17 protein-coding genes and 1 pseudogene are annotated in these 24,430 nt (G+C 70.2%); 3 read left to right on the plus strand and 15 right to left on the minus strand.

What is annotated here, in order from left to right; genetic code table 11:
• Positions 1-62 precede the first annotated feature (62 nt).
• The 3 genes from ACGFMM_RS00675 to ACGFMM_RS00685 form a co-directional block, all read right to left on the minus strand.
• Positions 63-1,082 carry an MASE1 domain-containing protein gene (locus tag ACGFMM_RS00675; RefSeq protein WP_393641791.1) on the minus strand — a complete coding sequence of 340 codons (1,020 nt, stop codon included), beginning with the start codon at positions 1,080-1,082 and terminating at the stop codon, positions 63-65.
• Positions 1,083-1,199: 117 nt separating this feature from the next.
• On the minus strand, positions 1,200-2,042 hold the full coding sequence (locus ACGFMM_RS00680; RefSeq protein ID WP_393641793.1) for a PP2C family protein-serine/threonine phosphatase: 843 nt from the start codon (positions 2,040-2,042) through the stop codon (positions 1,200-1,202).
• A 162-nt stretch (positions 2,043-2,204) separates the two neighbouring features.
• Complete coding sequence (locus ACGFMM_RS00685; RefSeq protein ID WP_393641795.1) at positions 2,205-2,777, minus strand: hypothetical protein; 573 nt, start codon at positions 2,775-2,777, stop codon at positions 2,205-2,207.
• 507 nt (positions 2,778-3,284) lie between these two features.
• Between ACGFMM_RS00685 and ACGFMM_RS00690 the strand changes: the two genes are divergently transcribed.
• Complete coding sequence (locus tag ACGFMM_RS00690; protein WP_393642817.1) at positions 3,285-3,473, plus strand: hypothetical protein; 189 nt, start codon at positions 3,285-3,287, stop codon at positions 3,471-3,473.
• 69 nt (positions 3,474-3,542) lie between these two features.
• On the opposite strand, the pseudogene ACGFMM_RS00695 reads toward ACGFMM_RS00690, so the two are convergent.
• The 3 genes and pseudogenes from ACGFMM_RS00695 to ACGFMM_RS00705 form a co-directional block, all read right to left on the minus strand.
• A pseudogene (locus ACGFMM_RS00695) lies at positions 3,543-3,846 on the minus strand (radical SAM protein); the annotation flags it as partial.
• Positions 3,847-4,124: 278 nt separating this feature from the next.
• Positions 4,125-5,267, minus strand: coding sequence for an ABC transporter substrate-binding protein (locus tag ACGFMM_RS00700; protein ID WP_393641797.1), 1,143 nt, complete (start codon positions 5,265-5,267; stop codon positions 4,125-4,127).
• A 122-nt stretch (positions 5,268-5,389) separates the two neighbouring features.
• Positions 5,390-8,056, minus strand: coding sequence for a SpoIIE family protein phosphatase (locus ACGFMM_RS00705; protein WP_393641799.1), 2,667 nt, complete (start codon positions 8,054-8,056; stop codon positions 5,390-5,392).
• 555 nt (positions 8,057-8,611) lie between these two features.
• Here ACGFMM_RS00705 and ACGFMM_RS00710 point away from each other — a divergent pair.
• Together ACGFMM_RS00710 and ACGFMM_RS00715 are read left to right on the plus strand one after the other, a co-directional pair.
• On the plus strand, positions 8,612-10,675 hold the full coding sequence (locus ACGFMM_RS00710; protein ID WP_393641800.1) for a SpoIIE family protein phosphatase: 2,064 nt from the start codon (positions 8,612-8,614) through the stop codon (positions 10,673-10,675).
• A 74-nt stretch (positions 10,676-10,749) separates the two neighbouring features.
• A complete protein-coding gene (locus tag ACGFMM_RS00715) occupies positions 10,750-10,938 on the plus strand; it encodes a hypothetical protein (protein ID WP_393641802.1) in 189 nt (62 codons plus the stop codon).
• Between the two features lie 886 nt (positions 10,939-11,824).
• Here ACGFMM_RS00715 and ACGFMM_RS00720 read toward each other — a convergent pair.
• The 9 genes from ACGFMM_RS00720 to ACGFMM_RS00760 form a co-directional block, all read right to left on the minus strand.
• On the minus strand, positions 11,825-12,529 hold the full coding sequence (locus tag ACGFMM_RS00720) for a hypothetical protein (protein ID WP_393641804.1): 705 nt from the start codon (positions 12,527-12,529) through the stop codon (positions 11,825-11,827).
• Between the two features lie 236 nt (positions 12,530-12,765).
• Complete coding sequence (locus ACGFMM_RS00725) at positions 12,766-14,121, minus strand: flavin monoamine oxidase family protein (RefSeq protein WP_393641806.1); 1,356 nt, start codon at positions 14,119-14,121, stop codon at positions 12,766-12,768.
• Positions 14,122-14,235: 114 nt separating this feature from the next.
• Positions 14,236-15,129 (minus strand): MBL fold metallo-hydrolase, encoded by an 894-nt coding sequence (locus tag ACGFMM_RS00730; protein WP_393641808.1) that lies wholly within the window; start codon positions 15,127-15,129, stop codon positions 14,236-14,238.
• A gap of 191 nt (positions 15,130-15,320) precedes the next feature.
• A complete protein-coding gene (locus tag ACGFMM_RS00735; RefSeq protein ID WP_393641810.1) occupies positions 15,321-16,571 on the minus strand; it encodes a saccharopine dehydrogenase family protein in 1,251 nt (416 codons plus the stop codon).
• Between the two features lie 234 nt (positions 16,572-16,805).
• Entirely contained in the window at positions 16,806-18,992 is a 2,187-nt protein-coding gene (locus tag ACGFMM_RS00740; protein WP_393641811.1) for a SpoIIE family protein phosphatase, read from the minus strand.
• Positions 18,993-19,316: 324 nt separating this feature from the next.
• Positions 19,317-20,735 (minus strand): Re/Si-specific NAD(P)(+) transhydrogenase subunit beta, encoded by a 1,419-nt coding sequence (gene pntB, locus ACGFMM_RS00745; protein WP_393641813.1) that lies wholly within the window; start codon positions 20,733-20,735, stop codon positions 19,317-19,319.
• A 1-nt stretch (position 20,736) separates the two neighbouring features.
• Positions 20,737-22,263 (minus strand): Re/Si-specific NAD(P)(+) transhydrogenase subunit alpha, encoded by a 1,527-nt coding sequence (locus tag ACGFMM_RS00750; RefSeq protein WP_393641815.1) that lies wholly within the window; start codon positions 22,261-22,263, stop codon positions 20,737-20,739.
• Positions 22,264-22,385: 122 nt separating this feature from the next.
• Positions 22,386-23,270 carry a crotonase/enoyl-CoA hydratase family protein gene (locus ACGFMM_RS00755; protein WP_393641817.1) on the minus strand — a complete coding sequence of 295 codons (885 nt, stop codon included), beginning with the start codon at positions 23,268-23,270 and terminating at the stop codon, positions 22,386-22,388.
• 35 nt (positions 23,271-23,305) lie between these two features.
• The gene (locus ACGFMM_RS00760; protein WP_393641819.1) at positions 23,306-24,280 is read right to left on the minus strand and encodes an NAD(P)H-dependent flavin oxidoreductase; all 975 of its coding nucleotides are present in this window, start codon (positions 24,278-24,280) and stop codon (positions 23,306-23,308) included.
• Positions 24,281-24,430: the final 150 nt, after the last annotated feature.

Genomic DNA, 24,430 nt, shown 5'->3' on the forward strand with positions numbered 1-24,430 from the left:
AGTTCCCATGCCTTGCAGTTGTTGTACGGCTCCTGATCCCTGCGCCGGCTCCGGCGTGGGTGTCACGAATCCCGGTGCCCGCCGGGTGGTGCTGCCCGGCTCTCGGCGGTGCCGGGTGGACCCGGCGAGGGCTCGCCCGCCGCGAGGTGCTCCAGCACCTCCGCCAGTTCCTGGCAGGCGCGGCGCACCGACCGGCGGGTCGCACGCTGCTCGGTGATGACGGAGGCGAGAAGCAGGGCGGTCAGGGCGGCGGAACCGTTGAACGCCTGGAGCTTGGCCATGATCTCGACGTCCGTCAGGTGGAGGAACGCGCCCCGCCCGGAGGTCGCCTCGAAGGTGGTGAGCACGGAGGCGAAGAGCGCGCACAGCATGCTTCCGGCGAGCTGGAAGCGGAGCGCTGCCCAGATCAGCAGGGGGAAGACGAGGAAGAGCATGCTCATCGGGTTGAGCACGGCCATGGGCATGAGGACCAGGGTCGTCAGCCCCAGAAAGGCCGCCTCCTTCCAGCGCCGTAACCGGAACCGTCCGGCCGGCCCCGCGAGGACGAGCAGGAGCGGGGCGACGAGCACCACCCCCATCGTGTCGCCCACCCACCAGGCCAGCCAGGCGGGCCAGAACTCGCTCTTGTCCAGGGAGCCCTTCGCCACCTGCAGTCCGACCCCCGCGGTCGCGCTGATCAGCATGGCGCCGAACCCGCCGAGGAAGACCAGGGAGAGTCCGTCCCGCAGCCGAGCCATGTCGCGCCGGAAGCCGGCCCGTCGCAGCAGCAGCAAGGCGCAGAGCGGCGCGACGGTGTTGCTCACCACGGTGACCACCGTGGTGGGCCCCGGAGCGGTGAGGGAGGCGATGACTAGGAAGGAGCCGAGGGCGATCCCAGGCCAGACCCGCGCGCCGAGCAGCAGCAGGGCGGCGACGGCGACGCCGGTGGGCGGCCAGATGGGGGTGACCACCACGCCTTCGACGACGAGGCGGCCCATCAGGCCGAGTCGTCCGGCCGCGTAGTAGCAAACCGTCACGGCCAGCGACATCAGAGCCGCCTCCGTAGAGGGCCGGAACCGCCGAGTATCCAACACGTCAGCCATCAGACACCGGCTGGGCCGCCACGACCGGGCAAGGACCCCTGCGTGTCGGGCGCCGCCTTACGGCACGGGCCGGGCCGGTGCGAGGACCGACCCGGCCCGAGGCGAGCCCCCCTCCCCTCACTCCTCGGCCGCCGACCGGGCCGGACCGCCGTCATGGCCGACGACCAGGACGGCCGCGTCGTCCTCGTGCCCCACCGTGGCCGCCAGCTTCATGACGGCGGTGGCGAGCGCGTCGACGTCCAGCCCGGCGACGGCGGTGATCCCGGCGAGCCGCGTCACCCGGTCCAGACCCTCGTCGACGTGGAGCGAGGGCCCCTCCACCACCCCGTCGGTCAGGAGGACGAAGACACCGTGGGCGGTGAGCCGGTGGCGCGTGGTCGGGTAGTCGACGTCGCGGAGCACACCGAGCGGAGGCCCGCCCTCGCTGTCGTCGATGCCGGAGCGGCCGTCGGTGGTGGCCCAGATGTGGGGGATGTGACCGGCCCGAGCGCACTCCAGGGTGCCGGCAACGGGGTCGAGCCGCAGGAAGGTGCAGGTGGCGAAGAGGTCGGCGCCCAGAGAGATCAGCAGGTCGTTGGTGCGACCGAGCAGCTCTCCCGGGTCTCCGGTGACGGAGGCCAGCGCGCGCAGTGCCACGCGGACCTGTCCCATGAAGGCGGCGGCCTCGATGTTGTGCCCCTGCACGTCACCGATGGACATGCCGATCTGCCCACCGGGCAGGGAGAAGGCGTCGTACCAGTCACCGCCGACGTTGAGCCCGTGGTTGGCGGGCTCATAGCGGACGGCCAGCCGGGCGCCCGGAAAACTGGGCAGGTCCGAGGGCAGCATGTCACGCTGCAGGGCCAAGGCGAACTCGACACGGGAACGCTGCGTCTCGGCCAACTCCCGCGCTCTGGCGGTCAGCGACCCGAGCCGGACCAGAAGGTCCTCGCTATTGGCGGTCGGCCGTCTGCGGAACATCGATCACTCCGACGCCACGACAATCCTCGCATCACTCCGTCCCGTCTCCAGCACGCGGGACCACAGGGGACCACCTGGGTACGAACAGGTCCTTACCTACTCTGCCCGGAGGGGACGGCGTCCGCATCTCATCGGCGGAGAACGCGGCGGATCCCAGCAGGGTCACCCCACACCGCCGGAAACGAAAGCGGTTCGGCGAGATCGAAGGCATCGCCCCGCCCCTGACCTCCGTCCGGACCGAGCAGGCCGACGCCGCGCGACTCGCCCGGCCCTCCGATACGCCCGGCATCCCCTTGGACAGGTTGCCGGACAGCAGCCCGAGCGGCGTGCGTAGCCGCCGTCCCACAGCGTGATGCCGGCCCCGGAGCCGATCACGGCGGCGCAGTCACCGGCGGGGCTGAAGACGGTGCGGCACGCGCAGTTCTCCAGCGCGGTGCGCTCGTGGCCGTTTCCCGTGGTGCGGACGAGGGCGCCCGTGTCCGTCAGGACCGTGCCGCCGTCGGAGGAGACGGCGGCCAGGACTCCGTCGTCCCCGTCCGTCCCGTCGCTCTTCCCCCGGTTCAGCACCCGCAGCTTTGTGCCGTCGGCGGCGTCCCGGACCGTGATCGCGCCGCCCGAGTCGTCCGTGGTCATCAGGGTCCTGCCGTCCTGGCTGAGCGCGAGACCGGTGAACGCCATGTCCTCGGACGGGACGGCGATGTCCACGAGGCTCCGGTTGTGGGTGGTGTCCCACACGTTGATCCGGGTCGGTGCGCCGAGGGACGTCGGCCGTGCCTCGGCCGAAGGCGAGGCGTTGCCCGTCGACGCTCAGCGACATCAGCACGAGGGAGTCCACCGAGGTCCTGCCCGTCGGTGCCACCGGGACGGTGGCCAGGCGCCGGCCCTTACGACCGTCGAGGAGGGAGACGTGGCCGGCGCGGACGACGGCGACGACACGGCCGTCGGCGCTGTGGACGGCCCGTGTGGCCGCCCCCTCCTGCCACGACGGGTCCAGGGCCCGGCTCACGTCGAGGCCGCGCACGGTTCGTGTGCCCCCTGGGGGCTGCCCGTGGTGTAGCGCAGCACACGCGCCTGTGTGTCGATGCGTATCTCCTCGGTGACCGGGTGCCGGAAGACCGGGTCGTGAGGGCGGTCCAGGCGCCACAGGAGGACGTCGCCCGAGCCGTGATCAGGCGGAGGACGCCGGAGGCATGGCTGGCGTCGCGTCGTCGCGGACATGGAGCCCGGCTGGCATCGGCGGCTGTGGCGCCCAACGTGCACCGGCGTGACCTCCTGAAGGAGATGGGCGTCATCCTGCCGGAGAGCCTCGACGAGGAGCGCGCTCTGTGGGCGGCCCTTGCCCAGCAGCTCTACCGCGGGCTCACCGACCGCCCCCGACTGCTGCGTTTCACAGGCGCGGAAGGACGGGTCGGGCCCACGCCGGGCGGGTAGCCGATCGAGATCGATCGGGCCGGCATCCGGAGCCTGAAGGGGCAGCCCCGGCGCATCAGCATCGCGGCGGTCCATGCCGTAGATGAGGTCGATGTCGAGGCGGGAAACTGCTCCTCCTTGAGACGGGCGAGCGCGACCTCGACCTCGTCGCGCGTCTGCGGCCGCACGGCCGCGCGGGCTTCCTCGTCTATGAAGCTCTGCACGCCGATGCTTACCCGGGTCGCTCCGAACTCGGCGAGTACGGAGATCCGCTCGGCGGTCACCGTCGCCGTCGCCGTCGTGGGCGAGGTCTCGAGTGAAACCAGGAAGCGGCCTTGAGGCCGACGCCCATGATGTTCTCGCTGATGTCGCAGAGGCGGGTGAGCTCATCCGCATCACGATCCCGGTTCCCGCGCACCTTGCCGACTGCCTGCGCACGCTGCGCATGCTCCATGTCTTCGCGGACGGGGCGTGCCGCCGAGCGCTGAGTCGACACCGGACGCCCTTCACCACCGTGAGGCGGTCAGGGACCGGCTCGCCGAGCTCCTCGATCTGATCGTCAAACGGTGAGCATGGCCTGTAGTTGGGCCGGACAGCGGCCGTGAGTGCCGTGGCCACCGGTGCGAGGCCCGGACCGGCGGGTGCACGCCTGGTCAGGAGCGCCCTTGGCCCTCAGTTCGAGACGGCCTCGGCCCAGCCGCGGTTGACGGTCTCTCTTGCCTTCTCACTCTGCACCTCCGTCGGAAACGTCGGCGTGCCCTCGACCGTCGGCAGTTTCTCGGCGGCGGCCTTGTCGAGGGTGCCGTCCTTCTCCATGGCGTCCATGAGGACGGGGCGTGCATAGGCGCCGAGCCGGAGGTTCTGGCCCTCCGGGCTGAAGACGTACTCCTGCCACAGACGTGCCGCCGCGGGGTGCGGAGCGTCTTTGTTCACCCCGTTCGCGTAGTACTGAGCGAAGCTGCCGTCGAAGGGGATGGCGGTCCGCCAGTCGACGTCCGTGCCATTCTCGCGGAATGCGTCGGCGTATCCGAGGTTGAGGAAGTCCCAGTCGATACTGATCGGGGTCTGGCCCTTCGCGATCGTGGCCGGGGTGGATTCGACCGGGATGAAGTTGCCGTTCTTGCTGAGCTCGGCGAAGAAGTCGATGCCGGGCTGGATGTCGTCGAAGGAACCCCCGTTCGCCAGGGCCGCCGCGTAGACCCCGGCGAAGGCGGAGCCGGAGTTGGTGGGGTCGCCGTTGAGCGCGACCTTGCCTTTGTACTCGGGCTTGCGCAGGTCGGCGAAGGTCGCGGGGCAGGTCTTGACGCGCTTGGCGTCACAGCCGATCGAGATGTAACCGCCGTAGTTGTTGTACCAGCGGGCCCGGTCGTCCTTCTGTTCCTTGGGGATCTCGTCGTACGCGGCGACCTTGTACGGAGCGAGCAGGCCCCGCCGTGCCGCGGAGTGCGCGAACGAGCCCCCCACGTCGATCACATCGGGGGCGCGGCCTCCGCCCCTGTGCTCCTTCAGGGCGTTGATCTCGTCCTGGCTGGTACCTTCCGGGTTCTCCACCGTGACCTTGATCCCGTACTTCTTCTCGAAGCCGTCGATCACTGCGCCGTAGTTGGCCCAGTCGCTCGGGAGCGCGATCGTGTTGAGCGAGCCCTCTTTCTTCGCCGCTGTGGTCAGTGCTGCCACGCCGCCGGCGTCCGCGGCGGAGGTGGCCACCGCGGGTGCTTTGGGCGCGGTGGTGGGCTTGTCGCCGCAGGCGCCGAGGGGCGCCGCGAGGACCAGGCAGGCGGCGACGAAGGCTGTCCGGAGACGAGGTGCGGGCACAAAGGCTCCATAACGGGCGGTCGCGTACTGATCGAGGCCAGCGTACGTTCGGCGGCCTCGGCGGCGCAGTCCCAGACGGTGGTGTCCGCTGCCTTCCCTGCGGCTGCCGTACCGGCGCGTTCTCAGAGCCCCTCGTCGTCCCACCCGGCCAGGAGCGCCTCCCCGAGATCCATCGCGGGCGGTGCGGCCCCGTCGTGGAGGGCCTGCTCGCTCCAGATGATCTTGCCGCGGGCGGTGTAGCGGGTGCCCCAGCGCTCGGCGAACTGCGCGACGAGGAACAGGCCGCGACCGCCCTCGTCGGTGGCCTCGGCCCGGCGCAGGTGCGGGGAGGTGCTGGACCCGTCGGAGACCTCGCAGATCAGGCTGCGGTCGTACAGCAGCCTCACCCGGATGGGCTCGGTGCCGTAGCGGATGGCGTTGGTTATCAGTTCGCTGAGGATGAGTTCCGTGGTAAAGGCGATCTCCTCCAGGCCCCACTCCGCCAGTCGGCGGGCGCAGGCGCTGCGCACTGGGGATACCGCCGCAGGGTCGGGGCGCACGTCCCACTCGGCGATCCGCGCGGGGTCCAGTCGGCGGGTGCGGGCGACCAGCAGCGCGACGTCGTCGCTGGGCCTGGTGGGCAGCATCGCGTCGATCACCGCGGTGCAGGTTTCCTCCGGGGTGCGGGCGGGCCCGGCCAGGGCGGCGCGCAGCGCTGCCAGGCCCGCGTCCGGATCGCGGTCGCGGCTCTCGATCAGCCCGTCGGTGAAGAGTGCCAGCCGGGAGCTTTCGGGCAGGGTGACCGTCATGGTCTCCATGGGCAGGCCCTCGCCCAGGCCCAGCGGCGGGGAGACGGGCACCTCGGGGAAGGACACGGTTCCGTCGGGGTGAACCAGAGCGGGGCCCGGATGCCCGGCGGTGGCGGCCGTTACCTGCCCCGAGACGGGATCGTAGATGGCGCACAGGCAGGTGGCTCCGGTGATCCCCTGCCACTCCTGCTCGTCGGTGTCGATGTGGGCGACCAGCTCGTCCAGGTGGCTCAGGAGTTCGTCCGGAGGCAGGTCGAGGGTGGAGAAGTTGTACACGGCGGTGCGCAGGCGGCCCATGGTCGCGGCTGCGTGGAGACCGTGGCCGACGACGTCGCCGACCACCAGGGCCACCCGGGTGCCGGGCAGCGGGATGACATCGAACCAGTCACCACCCACACCGGCCTGGGCAGCCAGATAGCGGTGCGCGACCTCGACGGCGGACTGCTCCGGTACGCCCCGGGGCAGCAGGCTGCGCTGCAGGGTGACGGCCATGGTGTGCTCGCGGGTGTAGCGGCGGGCATTGTCGACGGCCAGTGCCGCCCGGGCGGTCAGCTCCTCGGCGAAGGACACGTCCTCCTCGTCGAACGGCGGGGAGTCCTGCCCCCGCCAGTAGCCGGCCATCCCCAGCACCACGCCCCGGGCCCGCAGGGGCACGGCGATCAAGGAGTGGATGCCGCGGTCCAGGATCCGCAGGGCGTTGGCCGGGTCCTGGGTCCGCCAGCGGTGGGTGGTGCGCAGGTCCGCCTCCAGGACCGCACGGCCGTCGGCCAGCCCAGCCGCCATGGGGCTGGTGGGAACGAACCGGATCAGCCTGCCGACGGGGTAGAGCGGGTGGTCGCCCTGAAGGCCGACGGCGGCGGTGCGGCGCATCTCGGTGCTCGGCTCGGTCGGTTCCTCGCCGCGCAGCACCGGGTCGAGCAGGTCGACCGTGACCACGTCGGCGAACCGCGGGACCGCCACCTCCGCCAGTTCCTCCGCAGTGCGCTCGACGTTCAGCGTTGTTCCCACCCGCACCCCCGCGTCGTAGAGCAACTTCAGCCGCTCGCGGGCCACCTCGGCCCTGCCGGAGAGCGCCCGCAGCTCGGTGGTGTCCCGCAGCGTGACGACGGTCCCGGCCTGCCCGTAGGGGGCGGTGGGCCGGATGTTCACCGACAGCAGCCGGTCGGCTGCCATGTGCAGCTCGTCGGTCGCGGAACGGCCCGATGCGATCGGCTCGGCGATCTCCTCCTCCAGACCCAGGTCCGTGACGGGGAGGCCTTCCGCATCCACGGGCAGACGCAGCAGCCGCCGCGCCTCGTCATTGGCCAGCAGCAGCCGTCCGCCGCCGCCGACGATCAGCACGCCCTCTCGCACCGCGTGCAGCACCGCGTCGTGGTGCTCGTACATCCTCGTCATCTCGGCCGGTCCCAGGCCATGGGTCCGGCGCAGCAGCCGACGGCTCACCAGGGCGGTTCCGCCCGCGGACAGGGCGAGCACCGCGGCTGCGCTGCCGAGGACGACCGGCAGCTGCCGGTTCACCATGCTCTGCACGTTCTGGACCGTGACCGGGGAGGACACGATGGCGATGACGCGGTCGTCGGAGTCCTTGACGGGGACCACGGAGACCACGGACTGCCCCAGGGACCCTTCGAAGGTCTCGGTGAAGGACTGGCCGGCCGCCGCCTTGGAGAAGGGGCCGACGACGTGCTTCCCGATCTGCCGCGGGTCGCTGTGGGCGAGGGTGACCCCGGAGAGCGTGTACACGTTGATGCCGTCGACCCCGGCGATCTTCCGGGCCGCCTCGGCGCTCGGCTGTAGCACTGCGGTCGGATGGGGGCTGCGCAGGGCCGCGACGATTCCCGGAGATTCCGCGAACGTTCCGGCTGCGGCGAGCGTACGGTGCCGGGCGTCCTCCATGCCGGCGCTCCGGGCTTGCACCACGAGCGCCACCACCGCGGCGGCGACGAGCAGCACCACGACGGCCAGCTGCAGGAGGAACACCTCGCCGGCCACGCTGCGCACGCTCAGAAGGGAGGACAGACGCTGCGGCCGCCGCGCCCTTCCCTTGGGGGGCTGGGGGTGCTCCTGACGCTCCTGGTGGCTTTCTGAGCGGGGACGCCGAGGGGGAGAGGAAGAGCTCGTGGTCGAGCCGAGCAGCCGACGTCGGACGCGTCCAAGTAGGTCGCTCATACTTTATTTTCTAACCTCTATGGGCCGTCGGCAGCGGGGAGCGACGGTCGCTGAGCCGGCGATCCGGGTCCCCCTCCGCAGAGCGACGGTGTGGCGTTGCGCGGCGCGTGGGGGGCGCGGGCGGGATCCGGGCCGCCGCCGCGCTGATGTGGATCCCCCACGCCCACACGCCGTGCAGGAAGTGATGCTGGTTCAGGGAAGTGGAGGGGGTGGGCGGGACGAGCGCTACGACGTGCCGGCCGCCGTTTCCGCCCTGCTGCGCTGAGCCAGCCACCGGCGGCCGGGGGCGTTTCTCTCGGCTCGGTCCTCGCCACGGCGCACTTCGCGCCGCGGAATGCCTGTGGTGTCCGGATAATGGATGGAACGGCGAGTGGAAGGGGACATCTCGTGCCATCGGCTCGGCCGGGGGGCGAGGAGACCCACGGCCCGTTCTGGTCCGAGCCGGGGACGCTGCTGGAGCACGTGCCCGTGGCCGTCTTCGGCCTCGATGACGGGGACCTCGTGTGTTACTGGGGGCCCGGCGCGCGGGACCTCTTCGGATATGATGCCACCGCCGTCCTGTCGAAGCCCGGCGCCGTTCTCTTCGCCGACGGGCCCCAGGGCGCCCCCGATCCGTGCTCCCGGCTGACCGAGCGAGGCCGGACCCAGGGTTACTGGAGGGGGCGGCTGCCGGTCCGGCATCGTGACCGCACCGTCTTCGACTGCGGCTTCCGGGCCTTCTCCGTGACCGGATCCGGCGGACCTTCGGTGGTGATGGTCCTGGCGAGCCGTAGTGACGAGCTCGATCGGGTCAAGACCAACCTCGCCTTCCTCGACGCCCTCTTCGAGACTTGCCCCATCGGTCTGGTCATGCTCGACCAGGACCTCCGGTACGTCCACCTCAACCAGGCGCTCGCCGACATGGACGGTCTGCCGATCGAGGCCCACCTCGGGCGGCGCATGGACGAAATCATGATCATGTCCGACGGTGGCGAGTACCAGCGCATGCTCCGCGGCGTCGCCCTGGGCGGAGCACCGGTCGTGGGGACCCTGGTGGGCATGCGTCCGCGGGGGCATCCGGACCGTGATCAGGTGCGGTCGGTGAGTTTCTTCCCCCTGAGCCAGGCGGTCGGCTCGCGCCCCGGGGTGGGCGGGCTGATGCTGGACGTGACCGACCGGGAACAGGCCATCCTGGAAGCCGCCGCCAGCCGTCGACGGCTGGCTCTGCTGGACGGGGCCTCCACTCGCATCGGGACGACGCTGGACGTGAACGTCACGGCCCAGGAGCTGGTCGACGCTTCAATGCCGGACTTCTGCGACGGCGCCGTGGTCGAAGTCGTGGAGTGGATGGACGAGGTAGAGGACTTTGACCCGGCGCGACCGCTGTTCACCCGCAGGATCGCCTCCGGGACGATCCTGCCCCCTCCGGCCACCGAACTCGTGAGCGGGGTGGAGACGGTGCGGTATCCGCCCGGCTCCGTCATCCACGACATGCTGAGGACCGGTCGCGCCATCTCCGCCGTGGTGAACGAGGAGTTCCTGGCCCGGACCGTCCTCATCGAGTCACGCTCACGGCTCTTCGCCGAGAGCGGGTTGGCCTGCGTCCTCGTTGCCCCGCTCATCGCCAGGGGTACGGTCCAGGGAATCGCCATGTTCGGCCGGTCCACGGGCCGGCGGGCCTTCACCGTGGACGATGTCAGCCTGGCCGGTGAGCTCGCCTCACGGGCTGCGATCTGCCTGGACAACGCCCGTCTGTACAGCCGCGTCGAGGAGATCGCCCTCACCCTGCAGCGGGCGTTGTTGCCCAGCGCGTTGGCGACCAGCCCGTACGTGGACGTGGCCCACCGGTACGTACCGGGCAGTCGGATCACCGAGGTCGGCGGAGACTGGTACGACGTGATCAGCCTGTCCGACGGCCGAGTCGCTCTGGTGGTGGGCGACGTGATGGGGCACGGTGTGTCGGCCGCCGCAGCCATGGGCCGCCTTCGTATCACCACCAAGGCTCTGGCCAGGCACGACAGCGAGCCCGTCGACCTCCTCACCGAGCTCGACGCATGCGCCCAGGAGGCCGGCATCGAGCTGGCGACGTGCCTGTACATCGTCTACGACCCGAAGAGTGGAGGAGCCCGGATCGCCAGCGCCGGCCACCCCCCGCCCCTGGTACTCCGGCCGGACGGCACGGTGGAGACCATCGACGACGTCCTGGGAATCCCTCTCGGCGTCGGCGGCTGTCCTTTCCGGACGATCGAGATCGAACTCCCCGGGAACGCGAGTCTCGCCCTGTATACCGACGGCCTCATCGAGACACGAGGCGCGGACCTCGAGGTCGGCCTGAAGGCATTGCGCGCCGAACTGGGCAGGCCCCCAGGCCCGTTGGAAGCAACCGCGGACCGCATCCTCGCGAGCCTGCTTCCCGCCCAGCCGGCCGACGACGCGGTTCTGGTCCTCGCCCGCGTCCGCCGCGCCCGTTGAGGAGGCGTCGAGTCTGGTGTGTCTTGGCCGCTGCTGGTACGCGGCCGGCGGGCCGCCGCAGGTCACGGCGGACGGTGACCGCATCAGCCGGGTGGCCGGCCCGCGCGACGATCTCCCCGTACGTCCGCTCCAAGGCCCGCAGGGCCTCGCGGGCCACCTCCACAGCGTCGGCGGCCCGGCCGCTCGCCGTCAGCGCCCGCAGGGTGGTGACCGCCTTCGCCGCCTGCTGCCCGTATGCGCGGGCGTCGGCGTACTCGACGTAGCCGTAGCGGGCGAAAAGGCGGGTGTCGAGGAGGCTCAGGATGCGCTCCCGGGTAATGCCGGTGTCCTCCCCGGCGGGGCCGCACGCAGCTCGAGGTGCCGGCGCAGGTTACAGTCGCCTGCGAGCTGTTCCCGTACCAGGGCGAGCAATTCCTCGCGGGTACGGAACTCCAGCCGGGCATCCAGCAGCCGGGTACGCGACGCGGCTGCCGACTGCTGTCGAGGCACGGATTCGGCCTGCCCCAGGACAGCCAGGCCCACCGCCACACCGTGCTTGCAGAAATTGTTCTCCCGCCCGTACGGGCAGTCGCACCAGCCGGCGAACCCGTCGTCCTCGTCCTCGGTCAGCTCGACCTCGTAGGCGTCGCTTCCATCCGCGGTCGCGTTGCCACGTCCCCGATCTCCAGCCGGGACCCCGCGGACAGACAGCCGAGGCTCGCTCGAAGGAACGTTCAGGATGGTCCGACCTGGCCTGATGGTGCGTCGGAAAAGTCAGTCATTGGTCAGCGTGAGCTCTGCGACATCTGGGGCTGCTGACCGGACAAGCGAGTCGTTGTACGCTCCGAAGACCGCCCTTGACCTGCGGGAAGCAGGCAGGGAGCTGACATTTCGGGAGTATTCGCATGCTTCGTACCATGTTCAAGTCCAAGATCTGACTATTTGGCGTTGCCGCAGGTCAGGGGCATCATGTGCCCCCCTCAGGTCAGCAAACGGTCAGCATGCGTCCGCATGGTGTCCCCGCTTGCTGGCCTTCGACCTGCGATGCGGCGCCTGAGCGTGGTCCTTGGGCTGGAACGGACGGTTCATCGATGGCCCGACAGCTCGCCCGCGGCATGGGTTCCTTCTTCAGGGATTGCGACTGCGCGAAGTCCCCCGTTGCCCCCACCCCTACACGCACGTGACGCACGTTTGACGCACGAACGGAAGACTGCCTGACAGATCATCATGTGTGATGGGCGCCCGGCGCACCGCCACGGAGGCCAGGTACCCGAGGACGCTGCCGACGACCGTGGCGTACACCGCGCCCTTGAGGGCGTTGAGGAGGAGGTCGCCGAAGGTGTCGCCCTCGGCGGAGACCAGGTTGGCGACGCAGAAGACGAAGAGCGGGGAGATCAGACCGTCGTTGAAGCCGCCCTCGATATTGAGCGCGGCCCGCACTCGTAGAGGCACCCGCTCGTCGCGCAGGATCATCAGGACCGGTGCGAGGTCCATGGGCATGACGACGAGGGCCGCCACGGCGAGGAGCCACCAGCTCGTTCCGGGGAAGACCAGGGCGCCCGCCAAGGTGGCAAGCACGACAGAGGCCGGCAGGGCGATCCCCAGGAGCCTTCCCTCTCCGACGGGGCCGCGCAGCCGGGCGTAGTCACGTGCTTCGGTGGCGTCCGTGAAGAGCATGACCGCGAGGACGAGTTCGATGGCCCGCTGGAAGATGTGGGTGTCCATGTCGAGCGGTACGACCGGGTGGTCCTGACCGCTGAGGAGGATCCCGGCCAGGGCGAAGGTGATCGGGGCGGTGATGCTCCACCGCGCCAGCCGGTCGGACACGACGGTCCACAGGAACAGCAGGGACAGGAGGACGAGGAGAGCGATCACGGCGACTCGCAGAGCGGGAGCGGGTGAGACGACAGGGAAGGGCGGGGCGGTTTCCGGTCCGACGGTGCCATCCTCACAGTGAGGGGGAGAGCGCCGTCCCGGACACTCCGTGTCCGCCGCACTCGGCTTGGACGTCGGGACCCCGGAGTCGGTCCTCCGGGCGGGTGCACCCGCCGCTCCGCCCCCCCACGACGCCACGGGACGAGCCGTCGTGGGGGCCCACCCAGGGCCAAGGATCAGTGGCCCAGGCTCGACAGAACCGCCTTCGCCGCATTCTCGCCCGACGTGGCCGCGTCGGCGAGCGACGGCATGTCGAGCTGGTAGTCGCCGGCGAGATGGATCGGTCCGAGGGGGGCGCGCAGCGTCGGCAACGACTCGCGCCCTCGGGGTGCCCAGAACGGCACCACACGCTGGTGACGTCGTACGATCCCCTCCCCGAGCTTCCCTTCGAGCTGGGGGTAGACCGTGAGCAGGTCCTCGGAGAACCGAGCGACGATCTCTTCGTCGGAGAGCTTGAAGAGGGCGTCGGCCGAGGCGCCACCGGCGAAGCACGCCAGCGCGCCGCCCGGCTTCCTCTGGCCGTTCTTGCGCAGCGCGGCGGCGTGGTTGAACACCGCCTGGAAAGACAGCTGCGGAGTGGACACGCCGAGGAGCCCGTCCCAGGGCTGAGGACCCTCCTCCTCGGTGAAGAAGCCGACGATCACGTACCGCCCGTAGCGGATGTCGTCGAAGGCTTCACGGTGTCTCTGGGGAAGGTCGGGAAGGATCCGCGAGGCGATGTCGCCGGGAACCGTCACGATGGCGCGTTTGGCGCGTATCCGCGCCGGGCGGCCCGCGACGACGTGGTTCACGACGACTCCGTCTCCGCTCCTCTCCACGGACCGGACGGTCGACCCCAGCCGAAGACGCTCACCGAGGTCTGCGGCCAGGACGTCGGTCAAGGTCTGATTGCCTCCCACCGGCAGGGCGAAGTTCGGCACCTTCGCCGGGTCCGTCAGGGCGATTCCGATCGATGCCACGAGCTGCGTCGCCGCCGTCTCCTCCGGCTCACACCCCATCCACTGCCCCGACCAGGACCGGACCACGGCCCGGGTCAGCTCGGAGCGGACGCCGCGCAGGAGGTCCGACGCGGGACGCCTGTCGAGCCTGGCCCGTACCCTCCTCGCCAAGCGGCCGTCCGACTCCAGGAACGGGACCGCGGAGAGGATGCGGGCACCGACCACGGCCATGCCGACCCGGTCCATGAAGCTCATGCGGGTGCGGAACATGAGGGCGAGCACGTCGGACGCGTCGACCATCGCACCGTTGAGGACGAGCGCCACGCCCGTGTCGGCCAAGGACCCCATCTCGATGCCGTGCCGGTCGAGAGCGTCGATCAACGGCCCGGTCCCCTCCGTGAACTGGGTGCCGACGTTGATCCAATACTCGCCCTTCCGGACCGTCTCGACCCGTCCACCCGGCCGGTCCTCGGCCTCGACCACCACGACGTCGACCTTGTCCGCGAGGGTCGTGGCCGCCATCAGGCCCGACATTCCCGCGCCGATGACCACGACGTCGCAGGTCTCCTCGTCACTGTGCTGCGCTGCGGCCATGACTCGCGACTCCCTGTACCTGTGCTTCGATGTTGAATTACTGAAACTCGAATCTATTTCGAGATTACTGAGATTACCGGAGTCGGCGACTCCGGTACACCCGGACCGTGCGCGCTACGTGGCGCGGAACCGTCCCGGTTCGACCTCGGCGACCCGCCCCGCGCCGGTCAGACGGTCCAAGTGCTGCACCGCCGTCCGGCGCTCCACCGGCATCACGTGGGAACCCTCGACGTGCGGGCGGTACACCAGCCGACGGCGGGCGATCTCGTCGACGGTCCGAGGTTCCGAGAGGAACGCCAGGAGGGTCTCGTCGCGCGTCGCCATCACGCCGGCGAACGCGTCGAGGCGCTCGGAGAACGCGGCCGCGCCCTCGATGACACCCTTCTGGTGGGCCGTTCCGTACCACCGGGCGTCGACATCCCGGCAGCGGCGCATGGACGCCTCGAAGTCGGTGAGGCTGCTGCCGACGTCTCCGTAGTAGGGGCCGAACGACGTCAGGTCGATGTCCGCCACGAAGAGGAAGCCGTCCGGCTCGATCAGGAAACCGCAATGGCCCGCCGTGTGGCCGGGCAGGTGCACGACGGTCACCGTGCGACCGCCGAGGTCGAAGACCGTGCCGTCCTCGAAACCCGCTGCCTCGGGGCGGTCTTGGAGGTGGAAGCGGTCGCGCAGCATCAGGTCGGTGTGCTCGGCGGCCTCCGGAGGGAGGCCGTAGCCTTCGACCATGACCGCGAGGGATCGCACCGCTGCCAGGTCCTGTACATGCACGTGGACCGGTGTCTCGTATTCGCCCAGAGCCGCGACGTGATCCTCGTGAGCATGGCTCACGAGGACCGCGTCGGCGGGTGGTGCCGCTCCGACGAGGGACAGCGACGGGTCGATGACCAACGTCTCGGCGGTGCCGCGTACGAGGACCGAGTTGGCGTAGGGGTAGGCGCCTCGCTCCGCGCCGACCATCACGGTGACTCCGCCGCTGTACCGCGTCTCCGTGTATCCGGTGCTGAGCAAGGCCGAACTCCTTCGTGTGGGTGCAGAGTACGGAACGGGCCCCGGGCGACGGCACGTTCCGGTTCGCTGGGGGCAGGCGTCGTGCACGCCCGCCTGGCGGGGGCGGTGGCGACCAGGGCATCGCCGTACCCGGACCACTCGAGTACGCGGGCACGGCGGTGCCCTGGTCAGGGTCGAGTCGGGAAACGTCCCTAGCGCAGCGACTCGACGATCTCGTAGCGCGGGGTGCCCACACGCTCCAGGGCGTTGTAGAAGGCCTCGGGCTCGGCCCAGTCCTCCGGGGCGAACGAACCGGCGCGCTTGCCGGCCTCGTCGAGCGCCAGCACCATGAACGCCGCGCAGGCGGTGCCCGTCACCGTCGCCATGCTGGCGACGAGGTACGCCCCCGGCCCGCTGACCGGCGTACGACGGACGGCTACGGCCCGGCGCCCGTCGCGGGTACCGCTCACGCGGGCCAGCAGGCCGCCTCGCCAGGTGTAGCGACGACGGACGGCCGAGGCCCCGAGGAACTTGAGCAGCTCTCCCGCTCCGCTCTCGCCACTCCGGACCTGCGTGATCATGCCGCCGAGGGCGTGGCGCCAGCCCGCGGGAGTGCCGAAGCGGCTCTTGACGATCGCCATCATGAAATCGACCGCCTCGTCGGAGGTCATCCGGCCCGACTCGATGGCCTGGCCGAGGCCCTTGACCAGGCCGTTGACCGGTGCCGGGTCCATGCCGCCGAGGCAGCGGATGCGCTGTGCCCCGGGAAAACGGCGGGGCATGGTGACGGGCTCCGGGTGGGCCGTCTCGTACAGCAGGGTCTCGCCCAGGCCGCCGCCCATCGGCGCCGATCCGGTCTCGACGTACGACTGGTGGGTGACCGGCCCGCCGTTCTCCCACGTCAGGCAATCGCCGGCGGCGATGTGCATGAGGTGCTGGATCACGGCCCGGCCCACGTGGGGTCGCTCGTCGCCCACGGTCCAGAACATCTCTATGTCGTCGACCGTGTCCAACTCGCTCGCGGCGTCCACGGCCAGCACATTGCTCATGCCAGGTGAGGCGCCGCAGCCGATGTAGAGCGGGATGCCCGCCTCCTGGGCCTTGTCGGTGAGGCTCAGGGCGTGCTGGGTGCTCTCGACGTCGTCGTCGAAGTCGAGGTACGGCACCTTCGGCTCGATGCAGGCCGTGATCACGGGCTCGGAGGTGCGGATGTAGGGTCCCGCACCCAGGACGACGAGGGCGGCGCCGTCGACCACGTCGAGGAGGGCGTCGCGGTCGTAGAGGTCGAGCCGCCTGACCTTGACCCGGCCTGCCGGGAGCCGCTTCACCAGTGGCTGAAGCAGTTCGGGCCTGATGTCGCAGAGGGTGAGGTCGAAGTCGCCCCCCGCCCGTGCGAAGCGCTCGATGGCCACCTTGCACATCTCGCCCGCGGCGCCGATGAACACGACTCGCCGTGCCGTCATGCGACGACTCCCGTCGTGAGCACCACAACGCCGTAACAGTGGGTCATGACCCGCTCCGTTCTGCTGTCGTCGCCGGGATGTGCGGCGAGCCTCGATTCGCGGACGGCCGGGAGGGCCGACGGTGCGAGATTCATTCTCGAATCGAATTCGAGTTTAGTCGTGAGTCATGTGCCGTCAAGGTCTTGTTGTGGATGAGGTCGACTCGATACCCGCGGCCAGGCAGGGTGGAACGGCCTACGGAAGCGCCTGTTCGGCCCAGATGGTCTTGCCCTCGCGGCCGTGCCGCGTGCCCCAGCGCTCGGCGCACTGGGCGACGAGCAGCAGTCCGCGGCCGCCCTCGTCGAAGGTCCGCGCGCGGCGCATGTGCGGCGCGGTGCTGTTGGCGTCGAACACTTCGCAGGTCAGGGCCGAGTCGAGGACGAGCCGCAGGTGGACGGGGGGCTTGCCGTAGCGGATCGCGTTGGTCACCAGTTCACTGACGATGAGTTCCGTCGTGAAGGACAGCTCGTCGAGACCCCACGAGCCCAGTGTGTCGGCGGTGAAGCGACGGGCTCCGGAGACCGCAGCGGGGTCGGACGGGAGGTCGAGTGTGGCGACATGGCCGGGATCGAGTGCCCTGGTACGAACGACCAGGAGGGCCACATCGTCGGAAGGGTGTGCCGGGAGCATCGTGGCCAGCAGCTCTTCGCATACCTCGTCCGGTGCGGGCGAGGACTGCGACGCCCGTGCGAGGCTGTCGCTGAGCAGCGTCAGCGACGCGTCCAGATCGCGGGTGCGGCTTTGGACGAGGCCGTCGGTGTACAGGGCCAACAGGCTGCCCTCGGGCAGTTCCCACTGGGCGGTCTCGAACGGGAGGCCGCCGAGTCCCAGCGGTGGGCCGATGGGCAGGGCCGGGAGGTCGGCCGGCGTCGTCCCGGCCTTCTGAGCTTCTGCCGGGGCGGCGCCGGTCGTTTCCGTGTCGGCCGCAGACGTCGCCACAGCCGGGGGTACGTGCCCGGCGCTGGCGAGGGAGCAGAGGCGGGTGGCGGGGTCATAGACCGCGTACAGGCAGGTCGCGCTGATCTCCCCGTCCTCGCGGGACTCCTCCCTCTGGAGGCGGATGACCACGTCGTCCAGGTGGGTGAGCAGTTCGTCGGGCATCAGGTCGATGTCGGCGAAGGCCCGGACGGCGGTGCGCAGGCGGCCCATGGTGGCCGCGGCATGCAGTCCGCGGCCGACGACGTCGCCCACGACGAGGGCGACGCGGCCGCCGGACAGCGGGATCACGTCGTACCAGTCACCGCCCACACCTGCCCGTGAGCCGCTGGGGAGATAGCGGGCGGCGGTCTCGACGGCGGACTGCTCCACCGGACGCTGGGGCAGCAGGCTGCGCTGGAGCGCGAGTGCGGTGGTGCGCTCGTGGGTGTACCGGCGGGCGTTGTCGATGTACAGGGCGGCTCTCGCGGCGATGTCCTGCGCCAGGAGGAGGTCGTCGTCGTCGAACGGGGTGGGGGTGCGATGGCGGATGAACTGCGCCAGGCCCAGGGTGGTTCCGCGTGCGTACAAGGGCAGCAGCAGGACCGAGTGGTAGCCGAAACGGGGCGGACCCGGGGACGCGAGCCACGGCGGGGCCTCCGAGGACGTGACAGGCAGCAGCACGGGTCGCCCGGTGGCCAGCACCTCCGCCGGTACCGAATCCGGCGCGTGGACGTGCCGTTCGTCCGTGGCGACGGGGGAGTCGGGGCAGCCGTCCAGGACGGACCGCTGGGCGACGCGCCGTAGCACCGGCGCATCCGCCGGGGGGAGTTGCTCCCCGTCCTGGAGGACGGAGTCGAGGAGGTCGACGGTGGCGAGGTCGGCGAATCCGTCAGTGCCGACCTCCGCCAGCTCCTCGGCGGTGCGGACGGTGTCCAGGGTGGTCCCGATCCGCCTGCTCGCCTCGTTGGTGATCATCAGCCTGCGCTGCACCCGCCGGTCGCGCACCTCCTGATAGGTCGCGACCACCTGCTCCGAGCTCTGGTCGACGTACGCGAATCCGGTCTTGATCAGCCGGAGGTTCGCGGCGTTCGCCAGCCGCTGGTCGTCGGTGGACCGGGTGACCTCGTCCTGGAGCAGCTGGAGCAGGCCGACGTGCCCGAGGCGGTAGGTGCGGAGCAGCTTACTGAGCGGTACGCCGGCTTCGGCGAAACCGCGGGCGAGTTCCAGAGCGGCGGGAGGGGCCTGGGCCTCGGTGACATCGCGGCCGTGCTCCAGGGCGTCGAGGAAGGCGGCGATGTGGTCGGCCGTTTCGCTCAGGGCGCGCTGGGCCAGGTCCGCGCGCTGCCACAGCTCGGGAAGCTCACCGCGCATCTGCTCCATCAGGAGACCGGCCCACTGGTCCGAGCGCGGTCTCAGATCGTGCGCCAGGCGGCCGAGGAAGGCGGAGACGTCGTCCTTCTCCATGAGGGAAACGTATCCAAGGACCCGGCCGCCCGCCTGTCCGGGCGGCAGCGGGCCTGGGGGCGGTAAGCCCGGCGCCTGTGGGTGGGGCGGGGTCGCCGACCGAACGGGGTCGGATGCGGCGTCTCCAGGATCGCGACGGGTCTGCATGTACGCGAAACCTTCAATGTGAAATCGATTCGAAATCGGATTCCCTCTGCCGATCTTGCGGCCGCGACCGCGAACTGGCCGACGCCGACAGCACACGGCCTGTGCGAGGTGGACCGCCCTCCAGGCGGAGGGCGGTCGGCGGGGGTGTCACGGCGACGCTCTCGACATCGTGTTGGGTCAGAGGGCGCCGACGATGTCCTCGACCCTGGCCTTCGCGTCGCCGAAGAGCATCGAGGTGTTCTCCTTGAAGAAGAGCGGGTTCTGGACGCCCGCGTAGCCCGAGGCCATCGAACGCTTGAAGACGATGACCTTGCCGGCCTCCCAGACGGTGAGGACGGGCATTCCGGCGAGGGGGCTGGAGGGGTCTTCGGCGCCGGCCGGGTTGACGGTGTCGTTGGCGCCGATGACGAGGACGACGTCGGTCTTCGCGAAGTCCTCGTTGATCTCGTCCATCTCGAGGACGATGTCGTACGGCACCTTGGCCTCGGCGAGCAGGACGTTCATGTGGCCGGGCAGGCGGCCGGCGACCGGGTGGATGCCGAACCGGACGTCGACCCCCTTGGCGCGCAGCTTCGAGGTGAGCTCCGCGACCGGGTACTGCGCCTGGGCCACGGCCATGCCGTAGCCGGGCGTGATGACCACCGACCGGGCCGACGCCAGCAGCTCGGCCGTGCCCTCCGGGGTGATCTCCGCGTGCTCTCCGTAGTCGACGTCGGAGCCGGACGGCGCCTCGATGCCGAAGCCGCCGGCGATCACGGAGAGGAACGAGCGGTTCATGGCCTTGCACATGATGTAGGACAGGTAGGCGCCGGAGGAGCCGACGAGGGCGCCGGTGATGATCAGCAGGTCGTTGCCGAGGAGGAAGCCGGAGGCGGCCGCGGCCCAGCCGGAGTAGCTGTTGAGCATAGAGACCACGACAGGCATGTCGCCGCCGCCGATCGAGGCCACCAGGTGCCAGCCCAGGGCCAGCGCAAGGAAGGTCACGGTGATCAGCAGCCACAGCTCCGGTGTGATCACGAACCACGCGGTCAGGGCGACGAACAGGCCCAGCGCGCCGAGGTTCAGGATGTTCTTGCCCGGCAGCATCAGCGGCTTGGAGTCGATCTTCGCGGAGAGTTTGAGGTAGGCGACGATGGAGCCGGTGAAGGTCACCGCTCCGATGAACAGGCCGATGAACACCTCGGCGTGGTGGATGCCAAGGGTGCCGAGCGCGTCCAGGGCGCGGGCCTCCTCGCCGTCGGGCCGGTGCTCGACGTCGAGGTAGCCGTTCCAGCTGACCAGTACGGCGGCCAGACCGACGAAGGAGTGCAGCAGCGCGATCAGTTCGGGCATGCCGGTCATCTCGACGCCGCGGGCCCGCTGGAGGCCGATCATCGCGCCGATCAGCATCGCGAGGCCCATCAGGGCGAGGCCGGCGGTGCTGACGTCGCCGTCGACCGCGAGCACGACCGTCGCGACGAGCGCGACGCCCATGCCGAGCATGCCGAACGCGTTGCCGAGCCGGGCCGTCTCGTGCTTGGAGAGACCTGCCAGCGCGAGGATGAACAGCAGCGCGGCGACAAGGTAGGCCGCCTGGGCGGCAAGGGTCGCAGACATGTCAGCTCCGGTTGAACATGGCGAGCATGCGACGCGTCACCGCGAAGCCGCCGAAGACGTTGATACTGGCCAGGAGGATCGCGACGACCGACAGCACCGTGACTGCGGTGCTCGTGTGCCCGATCTGCAGCAGCGCGCCGACGACGATGATCCCGGAGATCGCGTTCGTCACCGACATCAGCGGTGTGTGCAGCGCGTGGTGGACGTGGCCGATCACGTAGTAGCCGATCACGATCGCGAGCACGAAGACCGTCACGTGCGGGAGCAGCGCCGCGGGGGCGAACCCGGCGGTGAGGAACAGCGCCAGGGCACCGAGGGCCACGGCGCCGAACCTCTGCTTCGCCGACCTCGGCTGCTTCTTCGGCGCCGGCTGCGCCACGGCCGCGGCAGGGGCGGCGGCGGGAGCCGCCGAGACCTGCACCGGCGGGGGCGGCCAGGCCGACTCGCCCTTGCGTACGACGGTGATCGAGCGCTGTACCGGGTCCTCCCAGTCAAGGACCAGAGAGCCGTCCTTGTCCGGCGTCATCAGCTTCAGCAGGTTCACCAGGTTCGTGCCGTACAACTGCGAGGCCTGCGCCGAGAGGCGGCCCGCCAGATCGGTGTACCCGATGATCGTCACGCCGTTGGCCGTGACGGTCTTCTCGCCCTTCACGGTGCCGACGACGTTGCCGCCGTTGGCGGCGGCCATGTCGACGATCACCGAACCCGGCTTCATGCTCGCCACCATCTCCGCGGTGATGAGCGTCGGCGCGGGACGACCCGGGATCAGAGCGGTGGTGACGACGATGTCGACCTCACGGCACTGGGCGGCGTACAGCTCCACCTCGCGCGCCTTGTAGTCGTCGCCCATCTCCTTGGCGTAGCCCGTCTTGGAGACCTCGACCTCGGGGGACGCGATCGACAGGTATTCGCCGCCCAGGGAGCGGACCTGGTCGGCCACCTCCGGTCGGGGGTCGGTCGCCCGTACGATCGCGCCGAGCGATCCCGACGCGCCGATCGCCGCCAGCCCGGCGACGCCGGCGCCCGCGACGAGGACCTTCGCCGGGGGCACCTTGCCCGCCGCCGTCACCTGGCCGGTGAAGAACCGCCCGAACTCGTGCGCGGCTTCGATGACGGCCCGGTAGCCGGCGATGTTCGCCATGGACGACAGGACGTCCATCGACTGCGCGCGGCTGATCCGCGGCACGGCGTCCATCGACAGCGCCGTGAACGGCCTCCGGCCCAGGTCCTCGACCATCGCCGGGTCGAAGGCCGGGGCGAACAGCGCGATCACCGTCGCCTCCGGCCGGATCCGGTCCAGCTGGGACGGCGTCGGGGCGTTGACGCCCAGCACCACGTCCGCGGCCGTCGCGTCGCCGACGGTCGCACCGGCGGCCTCGTAGGCGCTGTCGGTGAAGCCGGCGGCGACGCCCGCACCCGGGTCGACGACCACGTCGTACCCCAGTTTGCGGATCTGTTCGATCGTGGCCGGTGTCGCCGACGCTCGACTCTCACCTGCCCGCGCTTCCTTGAGGACTCCGACAATCACGAGCGTTCTCCGTTCCATGCTTCGGCCGTCACGGCCGCGATTGATCTCGACTCCGAAGCGAGTTCGTTCGTCCCTCGGAATCGTCCGTGGTGACCTCGTCCGGCGGCGCGTCAGGCCGGTTCTCAGGACACGGGCGTATCAAGCCAGTCGTCGTAGAACGGCGGCATCTTGGAGGCAGGCTGCGAGAAGCTCGGGGAGCGCTTCTCCCGGAAGGCGGTCACGCCCTCGCGCCCGTCTCCGACGCTGCTGTAGAACATCGCGAGGGACTCCACGCGGTGTGCGTCCTCCGGGTGTTCGAGGGTCGCGTTGCGGACCGTCATCTGCCGGGTGAGGGCGGTCGCGACGCGCGAGCGGCCCAGCGTCCAGCGGTCTGCCAGCGCTCGTGCCTGCGCGTACAACTGGTCCGGGGCGTGAACCTCTTGGGCGAGGCCGGCGGTGGCGGCCGCTTCGGCGTCGAGGATCTCCGCGGAGTACAGCAGGTCCAGGGCCTTCGGCAGGCCGACCAGGCGAGGCAGGAACCAGGTGGATGCGGCCTCGGGCGTGATGCCGAGCCGGGCGAAGACCAGACCGAAACGTGCCGTCGTCGACATCAGCCGCGCGTCCATCGCGAGTGTCATGGTGGCCCCGATGCCCACGGCGGGACCGTTGATCGCGGCGATCACGGGCTTCCGGCATCCGTGGATCGCCAGCGTGACCCTGCCTCCGGTGTCCCGAACCCGGCGGATGTCGGGGCTGTCCAGATCGGCCATGTCGGCCAGCGTGGGGGTGCGTGACTCGTCGAGGCCGAAGACGTTGCCCTCCGAGCTGAGGTCCATGCCTGCGCAGAAGGCCTTTCCTGCGCCGGTCACGATGACGGCGCGTACGTCGTCGTCCTCGTTGACCTCGGTGAACGTCTGCTCGAGCTCCGCGGCCATCGTGGGCGTGAACGCGTTGAGGTGTCCGGGCCGGTCGAGGGTGACGGTGAGGATGCCGTCGTCGACGCGGTGGTGGAGGGTCGTCCAGGTCATGGTGTGCTTCCTGTTGTCGTCAGGGGTGTACGGGCTCATCCGCGCAGTCCGGCGAGCCGGTCGATGATCTTCTCGGCGTCGGTCACGATGCTGCTGACGATCTCGTCGCAGGTGGCGACGGACTCGATGAGCCCCTGCGCCTGGCCGGCCCACCACAGACCGTCGTCCATCTGCCCGTCCTGGAGTACGCGGGTACGGCCGCGGGCGCCCGACGCCAGCTCGGCGACGTCCTCGAAGACGGCTCCGGGGCGCCGCGACCGGGTGACGATCTCCTCGGAGATCGCGTTCCGGGCGACTCGGCCGGTGTTGCCGAACTCCCGGAAGACGAGCTGCGTTGCCCGTTCGTCGTTGGCGACGATCTGCGCCTTGACGTTGGGGTGCACCGGCGCCTCCGCGCTGGCGACGAACCGGGTGCCCATGTTGATGGCGCAGGCTCCGAGCGACAGGGCGGCGGCGAGGCCGCTGCCGGTCGCGAAGCCGCCGCTGGCGATGACCGGGATGTCCAGCCGACGTACGGCGGCGGGGATGAGGACGAGGCCGGGGATGTCCTCCTCGCCGGGGTGCCCCGCGCATTCGAAGCCGTCGATGCTCACCGCGTCCACACCGAGCTTCTGCGCCTTGACGGCATGCCGTACGGCCACCGCCTTGTGGATCACCTTGACGCCCGCAGCCTTGAAGGCGGCCACGTGCTCGGCCGGATTGCTGCCGGCCGTCTCGACCACCGTGATCCCGCTCTCGATGATCGCTGCCCGGTACTCCGCGTAGGGCACAGGCTTGAGGGTGGGGAGGATGGTCAGATTGATGCCGAACGGCTTGTCGGTCATCTCGCGGCATCGCGCGATCTCCCGCGCCAGCGCCTCCGGAGTGGGCTGGGTCAGGGCCGTAAGGAATCCCAGGGCGCCGGCCTCGGCCACTGCGGAGATGAGTTCCGCCGTGCCGACGCCGGTCATCCCGCCGCAGACGACCGGGTGATCCACCCCGAATGTCTCGGTGAAGCGAGTCGCGATCATGTGAGTCCTTCTCCATCCCGGTGCCGTCGCCGATGAGCGAACAGCAGGCTTGGCTAAACTTGATATCAAATCAAAGTCGAGTTTTGACTCTAAGGGTGTCCGCCGAGAGCCTGTCAAGCTCTGTCCGGCCGGTGGAACTCGGAGGTGCGC

The sequence above is a fragment of the Streptomyces sp. NPDC048604 genome, assembly GCF_043199435.1.
Classification (GTDB): domain Bacteria; phylum Actinomycetota; class Actinomycetes; order Streptomycetales; family Streptomycetaceae; genus Streptomyces.